The 16112-nt window shown below is 36.7% G+C and carries 17 protein-coding genes; 12 read left to right on the top strand and 5 right to left on the bottom strand.

What is annotated here, in order from left to right; all coding sequences use genetic code 11:
- From pspB to ACPEH5_RS02400, 7 genes are all read left to right on the top strand, one after another.
- Positions 1 to 231 carry an envelope stress response membrane protein PspB gene (gene pspB, locus ACPEH5_RS02370; RefSeq protein ID WP_042844003.1) on the top strand — a complete coding sequence of 77 codons (231 nt, stop codon included), beginning with the start codon at positions 1 to 3 and terminating at the stop codon, positions 229 to 231.
- Positions 231 to 587, top strand: coding sequence for an envelope stress response membrane protein PspC (gene pspC, locus ACPEH5_RS02375; RefSeq protein ID WP_042844002.1), 357 nt, complete (start codon positions 231 to 233; stop codon positions 585 to 587). The genes pspB and pspC overlap by 1 nt, the downstream gene beginning before the upstream one ends.
- 367 nt (positions 588 to 954) lie before the next feature.
- Positions 955 to 2352, top strand: coding sequence for a YcjX family protein (locus tag ACPEH5_RS02380; protein ID WP_131679963.1), 1398 nt, complete (start codon positions 955 to 957; stop codon positions 2350 to 2352).
- Positions 2349 to 3404, top strand: a complete 1056-nt coding sequence (locus ACPEH5_RS02385; protein ID WP_042843999.1) for a YcjF family protein — start codon at positions 2349 to 2351, stop codon at positions 3402 to 3404. The genes ACPEH5_RS02380 and ACPEH5_RS02385 overlap by 4 nt, the downstream gene beginning before the upstream one ends.
- 240 nt (positions 3405 to 3644) lie before the next feature.
- Positions 3645 to 5204: a transcriptional regulator TyrR gene (gene tyrR, locus ACPEH5_RS02390; protein WP_281110911.1), complete on the top strand. Its 1560-nt coding sequence runs from the start codon at positions 3645 to 3647 to the stop codon at positions 5202 to 5204.
- Positions 5205 to 5209: 5 nt separating this feature from the next.
- Positions 5210 to 5638: a hypothetical protein gene (locus tag ACPEH5_RS02395; protein ID WP_042843997.1), complete on the top strand. Its 429-nt coding sequence runs from the start codon at positions 5210 to 5212 to the stop codon at positions 5636 to 5638.
- A 219-nt stretch (positions 5639 to 5857) separates the two neighbouring features.
- Positions 5858 to 6232, top strand: coding sequence for a hypothetical protein (locus ACPEH5_RS02400; protein ID WP_042843996.1), 375 nt, complete (start codon positions 5858 to 5860; stop codon positions 6230 to 6232).
- A 79-nt stretch (positions 6233 to 6311) separates the two neighbouring features.
- Here ACPEH5_RS02400 and tpx read toward each other — a convergent pair whose 3' ends face one another.
- Positions 6312 to 6815: a thiol peroxidase gene (gene tpx / locus ACPEH5_RS02405; protein WP_042843995.1), complete on the bottom strand. Its 504-nt coding sequence runs from the start codon at positions 6813 to 6815 to the stop codon at positions 6312 to 6314.
- Between the two features lie 661 nt (positions 6816 to 7476).
- Here tpx and ACPEH5_RS02410 point away from each other — a divergent pair.
- On the top strand, positions 7477 to 9099 hold the full coding sequence (locus ACPEH5_RS02410) for a peptide ABC transporter substrate-binding protein (protein ID WP_042843994.1): 1623 nt from the start codon (positions 7477 to 7479) through the stop codon (positions 9097 to 9099).
- 346 nt (positions 9100 to 9445) lie between these two features.
- The gene (gene zntB / locus ACPEH5_RS02415) at positions 9446 to 10429 is read left to right on the top strand and encodes a zinc transporter ZntB (RefSeq protein WP_042843993.1); all 984 of its coding nucleotides are present in this window, start codon (positions 9446 to 9448) and stop codon (positions 10427 to 10429) included.
- A gap of 256 nt (positions 10430 to 10685) precedes the next feature.
- Here the strand turns inward: zntB and ttcA are convergent, their stop codons facing one another.
- Positions 10686 to 11600 carry a tRNA 2-thiocytidine(32) synthetase TtcA gene (gene ttcA, locus ACPEH5_RS02420; RefSeq protein WP_042843992.1) on the bottom strand — a complete coding sequence of 305 codons (915 nt, stop codon included), beginning with the start codon at positions 11598 to 11600 and terminating at the stop codon, positions 10686 to 10688.
- A gap of 879 nt (positions 11601 to 12479) precedes the next feature.
- Here ttcA and ACPEH5_RS02425 point away from each other — a divergent pair.
- Together ACPEH5_RS02425 and ACPEH5_RS02430 are read left to right on the top strand one after the other, a co-directional pair.
- A complete protein-coding gene (locus ACPEH5_RS02425) occupies positions 12480 to 12716 on the top strand; it encodes a YgdI/YgdR family lipoprotein (protein WP_042843991.1) in 237 nt (78 codons plus the stop codon).
- 282 nt (positions 12717 to 12998) lie between these two features.
- On the top strand, positions 12999 to 13139 hold the full coding sequence (locus tag ACPEH5_RS02430; RefSeq protein WP_164975491.1) for a hypothetical protein: 141 nt from the start codon (positions 12999 to 13001) through the stop codon (positions 13137 to 13139).
- Positions 13140 to 13224: 85 nt separating this feature from the next.
- Here ACPEH5_RS02430 and catA read toward each other — a convergent pair whose 3' ends face one another.
- The 3 genes from catA to ACPEH5_RS02445 all read right to left on the bottom strand — a co-directional run bounded on the left by catA (position 13225) and on the right by ACPEH5_RS02445 (position 15320).
- On the bottom strand, positions 13225 to 13866 hold the full coding sequence (catA, locus tag ACPEH5_RS02435) for a type A chloramphenicol O-acetyltransferase (protein ID WP_129465843.1): 642 nt from the start codon (positions 13864 to 13866) through the stop codon (positions 13225 to 13227).
- Positions 13867 to 14059: 193 nt separating this feature from the next.
- Positions 14060 to 14308, bottom strand: a complete 249-nt coding sequence (locus ACPEH5_RS02440; RefSeq protein ID WP_042843989.1) for a helix-turn-helix transcriptional regulator — start codon at positions 14306 to 14308, stop codon at positions 14060 to 14062.
- A 316-nt stretch (positions 14309 to 14624) separates the two neighbouring features.
- Positions 14625 to 15320 (bottom strand): aspartate/glutamate racemase family protein, encoded by a 696-nt coding sequence (locus ACPEH5_RS02445; protein WP_129465844.1) that lies wholly within the window; start codon positions 15318 to 15320, stop codon positions 14625 to 14627.
- Between the two features lie 413 nt (positions 15321 to 15733).
- On the opposite strand from ACPEH5_RS02445, the gene ACPEH5_RS02450 reads away from it, so the two are divergent.
- Positions 15734 to 16084, top strand: a complete 351-nt coding sequence (locus tag ACPEH5_RS02450) for a hypothetical protein (RefSeq protein WP_208292456.1) — start codon at positions 15734 to 15736, stop codon at positions 16082 to 16084.
- Positions 16085 to 16112: the final 28 nt, after the last annotated feature.

The raw sequence follows: 16112 nt of genomic DNA on the forward strand, positions 1-16112 counted from the left end.
ATGGGCTACGTTTTTCTGTCTCTCGGATTAATAATTTTTCTCATTTTTATTTTGCCTATTTGGCTGTGGTTACACTACAGCAAAAAGAATAATGGGCAAGGGAGTCAGCTAACCGAAAATGAAATACAGCGTTTAATGCAATTGGCTGAACAGGCATCACATATGCAGCAACGTATTAAAACGCTTGAAGACATTTTGGATGCAGAGCACCCAAATTGGAGGCAAAAATAATGACTCAATTTCGCGGCCGTAAGCTGTACCGTTTAACGGATAGACGAGTGTTCGGTGGTGTATGTTCGGGTATTGCAGAATACTTGGAACTTCCGGTTGCTTTGGTTAGGGCATTGGCTGTACTGGCTTTATTTGTCAGTTTCGGAATTACATTAATTTTGTATATTGTTATGTGCTTTGTTGTTGAAACCGCGCCAAGTGGTTATCGCTCAGAGCAAGATATTGGGCCTGAAGTGAGTAGCCTAATAAACCAAATAGATACACAGTTAAAATCAGGTGAAATGAAGCTACGCCAGATTGAAAGATATGTAACTTCAGATACTTATACTGTTAATAGTAAATTTCGTGATCTATAACATTTCGCATTGTCATCACACGATAAGGGGTTAGGTATTGATGCCGAATCCCTTTTGTTTTCAACGTGTCAGTGAGCGCAGTATGTCAAATCAAACCAATCCTCGATTAAAAAAATTCGCTAAACAACTAATATTGAAGAGAGGAGTTAAATTTATTTTATTGTTATTGATGACTTATGGCCCTGCGGGTGTCATCGGGAAAATAATTAAGCTGTTGAGCAGTAAGTGGCTAATAAATGCGTTAATTAAGCGGTTAACCTAATTCAATTTGTTGTTTTATGCTAAATTAATAAGGGTATTATCTATCTAACCACCAGTGTTGTTGGTGAAATTGATTTATATTTAAAGGATAAGTCTTCGGAGGAGCATGAAACGGCTGCAAAATGAATTAACTGATTTGATGAACCGGAGTGTTGACCGTCATGTCAGGCTAGCAGTAACCGGGCTTAGCCGTAGTGGTAAGACGGCATTTATCACCTCGTTAGTTAATCAATTATTGAATGTTAATACTGGTGCCCGGTTACCATTATTTTCCGCTGCAAGGGACAAACGATTATTGGGTGTTAAACGCGTTCCTCACCGTGATTTATCGGTACCACGTTTTGCGTACGATGAAGGGATCGCTTCACTCTATGGTCAACCTCCACAATGGCCAACGCCGACTCGAGGCGTGAGTGAAATCCGCTTAAAATTACATTATCGTTCAGAAGATTCTTTCCTTCGCCATTTTGTTGATAATTCTTCGCTATATTTGGAAATAGTTGATTACCCAGGTGAATGGCTATTGGATCTTCCTATGCTGGATTTGCATTATTTGGCTTGGTCAGAGCAAATGCATACTTTAGTCAAAGGGGAACGAGCTCATTTAGCGCAATCATGGCTGACTTTGTGTGAGAAATGTGACCCATTAGCGCCTGTCGATGAGAATTTATTGGCTGAAATTTCAGAAGCGTATACACAATATTTATTAGAATGTAAGGCCCAAGGGCAACATTTTATTCAGCCTGGTCGTTTTGTATTACCTGCGGAATTGGCTGGGGCTCCAGCGTTGCAATTTTTCCCTTGGCCAAATGTTGCAAAATATGGGGAGAAAAAGCTCGCCCAAGCAGGTAAGAATACGAATATTGGCGCGTTACAACAGCGTTATCAATATTATTGTGAGCACGTAGTAAAAGGGTTTTATCGGGAGCATTTTCAACGCTTTGATCGGCAAATTGTTTTAGTTGATTGCTTGCAACCGTTAAACAGTGGGGCTGATGCATTTAATGATATGAGAATGGCGCTGACCCAATTGATGCGCAGCTTTCAATATGGGAAACGGACATTATTAAGACGCTTATTTTCTCCTTGTATTGATAAATTACTGTTTGCTGCCAGTAAGTCCGATCATGTTACCCCTGATCAACATGCAAATTTAGTGGCGCTTTTACAACAATTGGTTCAAGAAGCTTGGCAACACGCCGCATTTGAAGGGATAAGCATGGATTGTGTTGGGTTAGCGTCGATACAGGCCACAGAAAGCGGTCTTGTGGATTATAAAGGCGAGAAACTACCCGCTTTAAAAGGCGAGCGCTTAAGTGATGGTTTGCCGTTGACTTTTTATCCAGGGGAAGTGCCAAAACGGCTGCCAAATGAGCAATTCTGGCAACGGCAAGGTTTCCAGTTTGAAAACTTTAGGCCACGATTTACACCTATTGACCAACCATTGCCCCATATCCGTATGGATAGCGCGCTAGAATTTCTGTTGGGAGATAAACTAAAATGAATGAACCTCTAAAACAACGTCTTGATTTTGCTGATAGCCTTGAAAAAGAAAATGAAGAAAAGCTGAAAAAGGCACATTTTTTTGATGAGCAAGAGCTTGAAAAATTTACGCCTATCTCTTTGGAATTAGAACAAGATAACCAAGAAGGTGAGGTAGAAAGCCTAATTAACGAAGCATTAAAACCTAAAAGAAGTTTTTGGCGTAAGTTAGTCGGAACCGCGGTGGGGGTTTTTGCTGTCAGTGTGGTCGCTCAATTAGGTATTTGGATACACCAGTCATGGGTTACTCAGGATTGGACGGCCCTAGGTACTGCGGCAGCAGGGGGCTTGATTATTATTGCCGGTGTAGGGTCAATTGCGGGAGAATGGCGGCGCTTGTACCGCTTAAGAGAGCGGGCGCAAGAACGGGATTTTGCGCGAGAACTTTTACACAGCCATGGCATGGGGCAAGGGAAGCCTTTTTGTGAAAAACTGGCCAAACAATCGGCATTATCGGCACAACACCCCGCACTGCAACGTTGGCAGGCAACTATCCATGATTCTCATAATGACCGAGAAATCGTAGAATTATACAGCAGAATGGTTCAACCTATTTTGGATGAACAAGCACGCAAAGAAATTAGTCGTTGCTCGGCAGAGTCGGCAATCATGATCGCGGTTAGCCCATTAGCGATTGTCGATATGGCTTTCATTGCATGGCGTAACATTCGTTTAATCAACCGAATTGCTGCAATTTATGGCATAGAATTGGGCTATTATAGCCGTATTAGGTTGTTTCGTATGGTGTTAATCAATATTGCATTCGCTGGAGCATCTGAATTGATCCGTGAGGTCGGTATGGATTGGCTGTCACAGGATATCACCGCGCGTTTATCGACACGTGCCGCACAAGGTATCGGTGCAGGCTTGCTAACCGCTCGCCTTGGTATCAAAGCGATGGAGCTATGCCGGCCATTGCCTTGGATTGAAGACAAACCAAGGTTAGCTGATTTTCGTCATCAACTTATTGGTCAATTAAAGAATGTTATTCCCAGTAAGAAAAATAAATCATAAATAGAGAATAATTGGCAGGGGGAGTTGACAGTTTTGACTCACCCTGCAGCATTATTTGTCAATTAATAGTTTTATTGCTATTCCAACACACAAAAAAAAGCTTAAAATAGTGATATTGTCTGAGTATTCACGTTAACATTACAGACTGTCAACAATATGTGACACAAACACTGTATTCCCCTAGTATTTAACGCTAAAATACCTTTATTCAATCGACTTTTCTGATAAAGGTTTCTATCCATGCGCCTCGAAGTAACCTGCCAAGACCGAATCGGTTTAACACGTGAATTACTTGATCTTTTAGTCCTGCAAAATATTGACTTGAAAGGGATTGAGATTTCACCACAACGTAAAATTTACCTTAACTTCACACCTGTAGATTTTCAGGTATTTAGTACATTGATGGCAGAGATTCGCCGTATTAATGGTGTCATTGATGTACGTCGAATTTACTTTATGCCTTCAGAACGAGAGCATAAAGCTGTTTGGGCGTTATTAAATTCATTTCCAGAGCCCGTTTTGTCTATTGATAATAAATTAAATATCGAATTGGTTAACCCAATGACATTACAGTTATTTGGCTACGATGAAACCAAGATTCGTGAGAAAACATTTTCTCAACTCGTTGGTAGCCAAGGTTTATTGCGTTGGTTTGAACGTGAATCACCAGAGCCTTATACAGAAAAAGTCGTTATTAAAGGCCGAGACTATTTAATGCAAGTCACGCCAATTATCTTGGCTGATGAAAATGGTAAATCCCATTGTACAGGTGCAGTGTTATTGCTGAAATCGGCTGAAATTTTAGACCAACAGCGTAAACAAGTGGTTGAAATTGATAAAAGCGGCTTTGAACAAATTATTGCTGTTAGCCCTGTGATGGTAAATGTGGTTGAACGGGCAAAACGTATAGCTATGCTTGATGAACCCTTGTTACTTGAGGGTGAAACAGGAACAGGGAAAGATATTTTAGCGAAAGCTTGCCATTTACATAGCGCGAGGGGGAAAGAACCTTTCTTAGGGTTAAATTGTGCTTCGATGCCTGATGATGTGGTGGAAAGTGAATTATTTGGTTATGCCGCAGGGGCGTATCCAAATGCAGTTGAAGGTAAAAAAGGTTTTTTTGAACAAGCAAATGGTGGCACTGTTTTACTTGATGAAATTGCAGAAATGTCGCCTCAAATGCAAATTAAATTATTACGTTTTCTAAATGATGGGACATTCAGGCGTGTTGGCGAAGAGCGGGAAGTGAAAGTGAATGTTCGCGTGATTTGCGCTACGCAGAAAAATTTACCTCAGCTAGTCGCAGAGAAGAAATTTAGGGAAGACCTTTACTACCGTTTAAATGTGTTAACACTAGCTATACCGCCATTACGTGAACGCAAAGAAGATATTTTACCGTTGACTAAAGCATTTGTTGCGAGTTTCTCGAAAGAATTACATATGGCTGAACCTAAATTAACGCCTTCATTAATTGAGTATTTGGGAAGTTATGACTGGCCGGGCAATGTAAGGCAGTTAAGAAATGCACTTTATCAAAGTTTAACGCAATTAGATGGCCATATTTTAGATGCAGATAACGTCCAACTGCCAACTGTTGCGAACACACCTGCTCTGGCGTTAGATTCACTTAATGGTTCTCTAGATGAAATAACGAAGCGTTATGAAGCTTCTGTGTTGTCACGTTTATACCGTGATTATCCAAGTACGCGCAAATTAGCAAAACGTTTGGATATTTCTCATACAGCAATTGCCAATAAGCTGAGAGAATATGGCCTCAATACCAAAAAAGAGCAAGATTAAATACAATGAGTAAAAGATTAACATTCATATTAGCTGCAATATTGGTTGGAGTGAGTACACCAATGATGGCGGAAACATCGATACCAAATAATGAGCTAAACCAATATTGCCAAGATACTGTGCAAACTATGGATGAAATCTATGAAAATGGTGCGTTGACTAAATGCTATTTTACGGGTGATTCAATCCTAGAAGCCTATCAACACTACCGAGTAGGGTTGGTTGATGGGCAACAATTCTTAACTAAAAAGCTAATGATAAAAACAGATATGGATATGCCATGTCCATCTGAAGGGTGTGTTGCTATTCGCTACCGTTGGAATGGTGGTCAGAACTTAAAAATTGAACAGGAATTCGAAGGTGGGGAAACTCACTTACAATTTAGGCAAAATAGTGATGGGACATCGCTAGAAATTACTAAACACCTTGATTAATTCATTTCTTTATTAACCATTCGGCGGGGAGGCGATAAAACGCGCTTGTCTTGCTGAATGCTTATTTTTCTGTTTAACCACTCATATTTAGATTTCAAACGGGCAAAACCCGACTAATACTATTGCTAATTGGTGATTTTTCCTGCTATATAATAAATATAGCAGCTGTTTATGGGTACCTAATCTCATTCAATAGGTTAAAGCCTACAAGGAGTCGCCATGGATCAATTCACCATTAATTTTGTTGTAAACCTTAAGTTGCGTGAATACATGAGTCAGTCTCATTATAAAAATGATATGTTTGAGTCTGCGGCATCGGCTGCTGAATTGTATTTAATGAATAAAGCGGCTGTGAAATATTTAACCAAAAAAAACCGTTTTACGTGGGAAGCCTTAGTAAAAAATGGTTATAAACCCCGCGATTTAATTATCGATATTTTGACATCGTGTTGCCCTGTGACACAGGAGCAAGCATTAAAAGTATTAAGCACGTTATCGCACACATTGATTTCACTCATGAGCGGTAATAAATTGTTTGCGAATGTCGTTAATGCGAAGAACCATCACCCACTCTATTGGGCACATGTTGATTGACTTGATATTTTGTTGCAGCAAGGTGAAAGCGGGAAATAAACCTTCCCGCTTGGTGGTGACCTAAATAATATTAAATCACTTATTTTAAACTGTTTAAAGCATCGTCATAGTCAGGTTCTTCAGTGATTTCTGGTACTAGTTGACTATAAATAACATTGTCATTTTCATCTAAAACGACAACAGAGCGAGCGGTGAGGCCTTTTAAAGGGCCACTTGCGAGAGCAACACCATAATCATCAGCGAAAGAATCACTACGAAAAGCGGATAGCATAACAACATTGTCTATACCTTCTGCACCACAAAAACGAGCTTGTGCAAATGGTAAATCGGCTGAAATGCATAGAACCACTGTGTTATCTAAAGCACTAGCCAGTTGATTGAACTTGCGAACTGATGCCGCACAAACACCGGTATCAACACTTGGAAAAATATTTAAGATTTTACGTTTGCCTGCATACGTTTCTAAAGTTGCTTCACTGAGATCTTTCGTAACAAGGGTAAAAGGCTTTGCTTTTGTTCCTGCTTGTAAAAATACGCCATTAACTGCAACATCATTGCCTTTTAGTTTAACTGTTTGCGACATGAATATTCTCCCGTTTATAAATTGAGTCACTGGTTACTTAATCTGTTTTTTAAAGAAAAGTCTTCGCGATTAAAGGCTTTCATAGATAAAGTGACACAGTGTTGAGTTTTATACTCTATTAATGACCAAAATTTATACTGCTGCCTACATTGACTTACTGTATACCTTAAGTTGTGTGTGGGGCAAGTGACTCATTAACACGGCGACATAACGATAAATTAAGTTTCTTATTAAGGTATCACGTCGGATGATTATATAACTGTTAAGCCTTGTTAATGCCCACATTTTTTATCATACCTTTTTCAAAGTACTCTGTTGAGTGTAACAAAAGCTCGTTAGCCTGTATCCATTTCTTTAGCAACCTATAATTTATAGGATAAAATATCATGATCTTTAATGTTATTTTATTGGACGCAGCGACTCATAAAATTTTGGGATAGCGACGCGCTCCAAGGCTCAGATCTATTTAAGCTTACAATACGCTAAAGAAAACCTAGGATATGGATTTTTTAAAGCTCAAAGCATATGCTGCATAAAGGAAAAATTGTGAATAAAGAGGGGGCTCAACAGATTAATATTGTTCATACTCTGTCTCTATTCAAATCACTTAGCTAAATCTGATTTTTAGTTAAATTTACATATTAACCAGATAGAAAATAAAATGCATAAACGTCCATTCACACCTTTAACTATTTTATTTGCTTCAGTTTTTTTTACTACACCTGCTATTAGTGCAGTTATTCCTGCGGGGACTGTTTTAGCTGAAAATCAGGAAGTGACTCGCCACCTTAAAGATGAACCAGCTTCTTTGGACCCAGTGAAATCCGTAGGGTTAACAGAAGCACAAGTCATGCGAGATCTTTTTGAAGGTCTAGTTAACCAAGATAAGCATGGCAAACCTATTCCTGGAACTGCGCTTAATTGGAGTACATCGGATAACCGAGTTTGGATATTTAATCTTCGTCCTGATGCACGCTGGTCTAATGGTGAACCGGTGACAGCACAAGATTTTGTTTATAGCTGGCAACGGCTTGTTTCGCCTAATACGACGTCCCCTTTTGCTTGGTTTGCTGCATTAGCTGGTATCAACAATGCACAAGATATTATTGATGGGAAATTGCCTGTCGAGCAACTTGGTGTGGAGGCAGTTGATCAACACACGTTAAAAATTGTGTTAAATAAACCAGTCCCGTATTTTCCATCTCTTACTGCTAATTTTAGTTTATTTCCAGTACATCGCGAAACCGTTGAGAAATTTGGTGCTAATTGGATAAAAGTAGGAAATCTCGTTGGTAATGGTGCATTTGTATTATCTGACCGTGTTGTAAATGAAAAAATTGTTTTAACGCCAAATACAAATTATTGGGATCATAAAAATACGGTGGTTACTAAGGTGACTTTTGTACCTATTAATCAAGAATCTCATGCAACAAACCGTTATCTAGCTGGGGATTTAGACATTACAGAATCATTCCCCAAGCAACGCTATCAAAAATTGTTAAGGGATATTCCTAATGAGGTTTTTACACCAGATCAATTAGGGACTTATTATTACGCTTTTAATACACAACGTGCGCCAACGAGTGATGTTAGGGTCAGAAAAGCGTTGTCTATGGCGATTGACCGCCAATTAATTGCGAGCAAGGTATTAGGGACAGGAGAAAAGCCGGCTTATTATTTTACTCCAGATGTTACTGACGGGTTTAAACCAGAGAAAGGCTTATATAACAGCTACTCGCAAAAAGAATTAGACCAGCAAGCGAAAGTTTTGTTGCAAGAAGCTGGGTTTGGTACAAATCGCCCGTTGAAATTAACATTATTGTATAATAGTTCAGAAAACCATCAAAAAATAGCCATTGCTATTGCTTCTATGTGGAAGAAAAAATTAGGTGCTGAAGTTAAGTTAGTTAATCAGGAGTGGAAAACATATATTGATAGCCGTAATACTGGGAACTTTGATGTTATCAGGGCATCATGGATTGGGGATTTTAATGAGCCGTCGACATTTTTGTCTTTATTAACATCACAACATAGTGGCAATATTCCAAAGTTTAATAGCCAGCAATATGATGACGTTATGGGGTCCGCCAGTATTGAGACCAATGAGCGATTACGTAACCAATATTATAATAACGCGGAAAAAATTATTGCTAAAGAGGCACCTATTGCTCCTATCTATCAATATACTAATGCACGTTTAATTAAGCCTTGGTTAAAGGGGTATCCGATTGAAAACCCAGAGGATGTGGCCTATAGCCATAGTTTTTATATCATAAAACACTAACGTAACATATTAAATATTTACTTAGCCTGTACTAGGTATAGGATAATTTTTTAAGTTAGTATCTAAAAAAACTCCTTCCTCTGGAGAAAGGGAAGGAGGACCAAAAAGGAATAAACACTACCTTTTTATAATAAAAAATTTATAAGTTATTTTATTGCTCGTTTGTGTCAACGATGTGTCTTTTTTTAGCAAAAATGGCGATATTTTACTATTTATCATGGTCTATTTGTCTTCTATGGGTTTTTATTGTTCTGCGCTTTTGATTTCAAACATCGCCTTGAAATAATTGCAATACTTCATTTATTCGATTAAAAATAACATATTGTTAATAAAAGGGAGAAATTGCATGGGGCTGATTTATGGTTCATTATTTCAAAACTCAAATCCTGTACATGCGTTTCAGTTAAATGGGGACGGTGGGTTGCTGCCACTTGATGTTAATGCGAGTGCCAGTCAGCAATCGCCATTTTGGCTTCATTACGATTATAAAGACCCACAAAGTTTTAATTGGATCCAACAATCGGGTTTATTTAATGACCAAGTAAAATCAGCGCTATCAGGTCATTCTGGTCGTTGGCGGTTGATCCGGGTTGGTGATGGTATTTTATTAACACTGCAAACCTTAAATACTAATGTCGGTCAGCGCCCTGAGCAGTTAATTGCTTTTCGTGTATTCATTAACAACCGGATGATAATTTCAAGCCGCCACCGAAAAGTTAATTCACTTGACCCTGTTATCGATGATTTAAAACAAAGCGTGGGCGCACAAAGTACGGGGGATTGGTTAGTTGAGGTTGCTGATTCGATTACGGATGAAATAAGTGATTTTACTGACTCTCTGCATGAACGCCTAATTGATATGGAAGATTTTATATTAAATGGCCAAATTCCGGAAAGAGGGGAGCTTGCTTTACTTCGCAAGCAGATCATTGTAGTTCGCCGTTACATGGCTCCTCAGCGGGATATGTTTTCACGTTTAACGACTGAAAAATTACTGTGGTTAGATGATACCGACCGTCGTCGAATTCAAGAAATATCAGATAGATTAGGGCGCTGTATTGAAGATCTCGATGGTTTTATCGCTCGTACCGCGATTATTTCTGATGAGATAACTAATATGATGACAGAGATGATGAATCGTCGTATCTATACAATGTCATTAATGGCGATGATATTTTTACCTACTACTTTTTTGACAGGGTTGTTTGGTGTTAATTTAGGCGGGATACCAGGAAATGAGTTCCGTTTTGCTTTTAGCGCCTTTTGTGTTTTATTGGCGATCTTAATTGGAACGGTCTTATGGTGGTTGAGAAAAAGCCGTTGGCTCTAAAATTGATGACTTATTATTTATAACCCAACCTAGTTTGAGATAAATCAATAAAACCAATGGGGTTTTAGGGCAGTATAAGTCTTGCAGGTGAATGCAACGTTGAGCGATGAACGTTGTGCTCCATAATTGTAGTTTTTCTCATATTGAGTTCTTATACAGAATAATTGACCACTGTAATGCCGATGTTGATTACATCGGCTTTTTTTTGCTTAAAATCCGACAAAAAATAACCTCCGTTATGGAGGCTATAGGTTAATTATTTCACTTCTACGATATCAAGACGTTGTGTAATAAAATCTGGGGTATCATCTTCATCAGTAAAAGCTTGCAGTGGGATTTCTTCTCGATCAAATGCTAAATCTCCACCATCGATGATGTCATCGCCGTGAGAAATATTTTTGAAATCAAAAAGCTCGGTATCACATAAATGAGATGGAACAACATTTTGGGTGGCACGGAACATGGTTTCAATTCTACCAGGGTAGCGTTTATCCCAATCACGTAACATTTCTTTGATCACTTGCCGTTGCAGGTTTGGCTGTGAACCGCAAAGGTTACAAGGAATGATGGGAAATTGTTTAGCTTGTGCGAAACGTTCAATGTCTTTTTCACGGCAATAAGCCAGAGGGCGAATAACGATATGTTTTCCGTCATCGCTCATTAGTTTAGGTGGCATACCCTTTAATTTACCACCGTAAAACATATTTAAGAACATGGTTTGCAAAATATCATCACGATGATGACCAAGCGCTATTTTTGTCGCGCCTAATTCTGTGGCTGTGCGGTATAAGATCCCACGACGTAAACGGGAGCATAGGGAGCAGGTTGTTTTGCCTTCCGGAATTTTTTCTTTAACAATGCCATAGGTATTTTCTTCAACAATTTTGTATTCAACGCCAAGGTTGTCAAGATAGGCGGGTAAAATATGTTCAGGAAAACCCGGTTGCTTTTGGTCTAAGTTTACAGCCACCAATGAAAATTGGATTGGTGCACTTTTTTGCAAGCTTTGTAGAATGGAAAGTAAGGTATAACTGTCCTTGCCACCGGATAAACAAACCATTATCCGGTCACCATCTTCAATCATATTGAAATCAGCGATCGCTTGGCCGACATCACGGCGGATCCTTTTTTGCAGCTTGTTTAAGTTGTATTGTTCTTTATTGTTTGTCATTCTAAATTGTTCTTCATTGTTGCTGGTTGTTACGCAATTAGCTGTAAATTAATTGTTTTTTAGCTTTGTGATGTTCATGGTTGGGTGTCACTTTTCGGTTATTTTTGCCTGAAAAAATCAAAAAAACCAAGTCCCAAGATTAGAAATAAATAGCTAACAGACACAAAACTAAAAAACATTCCTAGCATAGAAATTTCTTAGCCTGTAATGATAGCAGATGGTTGGGGGCTTTCGATACTAATTAGTAAAAAAGCTTTATTATGTGTCTTGCTTCTTGACTAGTGTGATAGTTTGGCAAGCAACTTGAGAAGGTACATTAACTTGAAAAATAATGGGTAAGCTCTAATTGATGAGTCGAAGTCCAATCTAAAATGGTAGAGCTAAAAATGTAGGGTTAATACTATCGTACAGCTAGTTAACTTTGTTTAATTTTTTGAGTTCATTATATTAAATGAGCGATTTTTTCTAAAAATATTTGAGTTATGTAAACAGAGTCCAAATTAGCTTATATTAGATTTGAGTTATTAAATATACCGCTATTAATATTTCTATTTTTATAGAGAGGTGACAAAAAATGCCCTGTAGTTTTAATTAATAACGCGTGATTAATATTATGATTTTAATTTGGTGATTAATTTTGTTTTTTATAAAGTTACCGTTATATTTGTAAATATAATGAGTGATAGTGTAAGTTTATGATTGTTTTTGATTTTGTTTTTTTTGTTACTTATCAATTGGTTGTGGTATTTTTCTGGTAAATAAAAAGTTGATAAACCTAATTTTAATATTGATACTTTAATCTATTTACTTGAAAGTTTCGACTTATATATTATATTTAATATATGTAGGCGTTGTTATTAACTGAATTAGGAGATAGATATGAAAATTAAAAAGTTATTTGCCATTTTTATATTCGCCTCTATATCAGTGATGGGTATCGCAGGGTGTTCATCAAATCAAAAAATAGAGACTGTTGACGGCCGAGCTATTATTTCAGATGGAAAACCTGAAGTGGATAGCGAAACAGGACTGGTTTCCTATAAAAATGCTGAAACGGGTGAGATTGAGCAGATAAACAGAGACCAAATAAAAAATATGAATGAGTTACAAAATTAATTAAGTTCATATATTGTTTTGGTGTTAATTTAATCGCATTCATCGATGTACTTTAGCTAGGTCATTGATGTGATAAAAAACCTCTTTATGTAGAGGTTTTTTATTTGTTCGGATAGGTAATTGAAACCTCCAAAGTACAATAATGTCGCTAGAAGGGATATGATGGTACAACTAAGATAGAAGTTGGTGTGGTTAAGTAAAAATGGAATAGAAAAATTTATAGTTTTTATCTGATTGAATACTAATAAACAAGTGATTAACCTAGATAAAAATGGAGGAAACATGCCTACAATAAACCCGATGGAGTTGATTTCATATACTATAGCAAATACCATAAAAATGGTGGTCACCCCAGTAGAATATATCGTTCAAAGTGGGGCTATAGGTGATGTGGTATTTATCAGTTGGCTATTTATAGGGTAAAAATTCTGCACTATATTAATAGTTATCGCCTGTGTTTATCTGGAAAGAAGGAAGGTTTAACTTCCTTCTGACTGGTTAAATAGAACTAAATAGTGAATTCATCACACAGTTTTTGTAATCTCATGAGAAACCTACCAACATGAAAACCATCACAGACAGCATGATGTACTTGTACTGCTAGTGGAAGTAATAATGTATCGTTCTCACTGTAAAATTTCCCTATAGTAAAAATTGGGGCGAAATTTTTTGTTATATCAGAGATATTCAAATTAAAGCTATCAAATTCTACCCATGGCAAAGATGATATATAAAAGAGATTGTCAGCTTGTATTGGCTGAGGAGATAATTTGGGGTTATCTTTGTACAATATCAACTGTTGATGATAATTCTCCATAAATTGGCAAATATCATCAGAATACTCGCACCATAAAGCAGAAAATGTTTCAGTTTCTTGGTGGAAAATTGTAAAGCTTGGGTTAATTTTATCCCATAAAATAAGCTCACCATTTTTTTTGGCTAATTTAAACTCATCATAGGTATTTGCCACTTGTGATAGCAAATAAATAATAACTGGGTAAAAACTATAATTTGTTGAATCTATTTGCTTTTTTAAATTGGTGATATTTATCTTCGTTGTTAAACTAAAACCACAGTTTATAAGTTGGTCGTATACATGGAAGTGCTCTTTACGTTGCCATGTATCAACGTTAAATTTTATGTAATTCACTTTTAAACCCTTCTAATAATAAATGGAAATTTTTTATTAGAAGGGGAGTTTTTCTGCTTTTGGTAACATTATGATAGCCCCCTGTATAATGGTTATAATAGATTAATATTTTACTGAATAGTTACATCTTGTCGAGTTAAATGTGACATAATCTAAATAAGAGCGTCCTTAGTGTACAGTCATAAAGGTAATACTATAATTTAGAAGATGGTTCTGCATCAATATAAATATCAAACAGCACCTTAAGATCAACCTTGAATATCTTAGAAAGTAATACAAGGTGGTCTATAAATATAGATAGGGAACCATCCTCATATTTTATATAGACGCGTTCAGAAACAGAAATCAGTTCTGCTACTTGCTTTGTCGTTAATTGACTTTCTAGACGTTTTTCCTTAATAAAATTACCTAATACGATGTTACCAACTTTGTTTTTCTTCATAATAGCCATTTTTTCAGTGAGTTTTTTAGTGATTATCGTAGATGAAAATTAATATTCAATGGGTAATAATCTGTAAAATGAAAGATTAAAGTTATTAATAAGCAATGTTAATTTAAACTAATTTAATTTGAATAGTTTAGCTATCAAAATTTAATGATATTTTATATGTGCTATATGTTTGAAATTAGTAGGATGTATCATGATGAATGATAAATTATGCTTATTACACTAATAAGCATGCTGAATAGATTAGATTTAATTAGTAGATACTACCTTCTAATGGTATTGAAGGCAGTATCTATTGTTACCCTGATAATCAAATAGATAATGCGATTTCCACCGCTTTTTGAGCATGGATAGCTGTCGTATCAAATACTTTGGCTGTGGTATCTTTTTCATTAACTAATAATGTAATTTCAGTACATCCGAAAATAATCCCTTCGGCTCCTTGTTGTACTAATGATGACATAACCCGTTGGTATTCTTTTTTTGATGCTTGGTTTATTTTCCCTAAACAAAGCTCATTATAAATAATCTCATGAATAATTTTTCTATCATCAAGATTAGGCGTTAATACGTCTAAATTAAATTTATTTGTTAGCCTATCTTTATAGAAAGGTTGCTCCATAGTAAACGAAGTTCCCAGTAACCCTATTTTTTTTAAACCATATTGTACTATCCGCTCACCTGTTGCATCAGCAATATGTAGTAGAGGGAGGTTAGTTTCCATTTCAATTGCCGTGGCAACTTTATGCATTGTATTCGTACATAGAACAAGGAAATCAGCGCCTGCAAGCTTTAAACGATTCCCTGCCTCAGCTAAGCATTGAGCTGCCAAATCCCATTGACCATTGGCTTGGTAGTGTTCTATCTCGGCGAAATCTACACTATATAAAATAATTTTTGCAGAATGTAAGCCACCTAAATGTTGTTTAATGCCTTCATTAAGTTGTTGATAATAAAGCAGAGTAGATTCCCAGCTCATACCACCAATAAGTCCAATTGTTTTCATCGTGGGGCTCCGTATAACTGACAGTTTTAGTTTTAACTATACTAATATTTTATCAATAATCACAATACGATAGCATTATAAAGATGACTGTTTTTTACTTATATAAAAATATGCATGGTCTTAAACCTAAGTTTAATCTGTTTTTATATTTGGCTTATGTATGGTATTAATTTCATTTAAACATTACTTATTGCATGGTCTTTGGCTGTTGATGTAATAAAAATCAAATAAAATGAGCTAAGTTAACAATATTTACGTTTTAAAGATGGATTTTAAATGATATACAGTTATTATCATAAATGAAATCACATGCATAATATTGGTAAGGTAATGGCGACCATCAAATGAATTTTTTTAAAATAATCATTGCGATACTTATTTTTGGTGCTGCTTTTCTATTAGGGGCACTATATATGAAGCCAACCCAATTAAGTTTAGTTGAGCAAGTCAAAAAGAATGTTAATGATGTTTTGGCATACCCGCAAGCCGCTGAGTTTAGAAATATAGAATATCACTTCGCTCGTTATACTGCCGATAAAGGTAAGGTTGGTTATGTATGTGGGGAAGTTTATCGGTATAAAAATGATAAGCCTGACGGATTTAAACGTTTTATCGTTAAAGCGTATACGAATGATGAAGGTCGAATGGATATTTCCATTCCATTTGTTGATGGCGGTCATGAAATACTGTTGCCAGAACAGGTCAACCAAATTTGGCATGACAAATGTTCTAGCCCAGCATCTCCGTTAGAGTCGTTACCGTAGCTATTTGTATTTATTGCTGTCAGTAGCT

The organism is Providencia sp. NPDC089933 (assembly GCF_049545585.1).
Lineage (GTDB): Bacteria > Pseudomonadota > Gammaproteobacteria > Enterobacterales > Enterobacteriaceae > Providencia > Providencia huashanensis.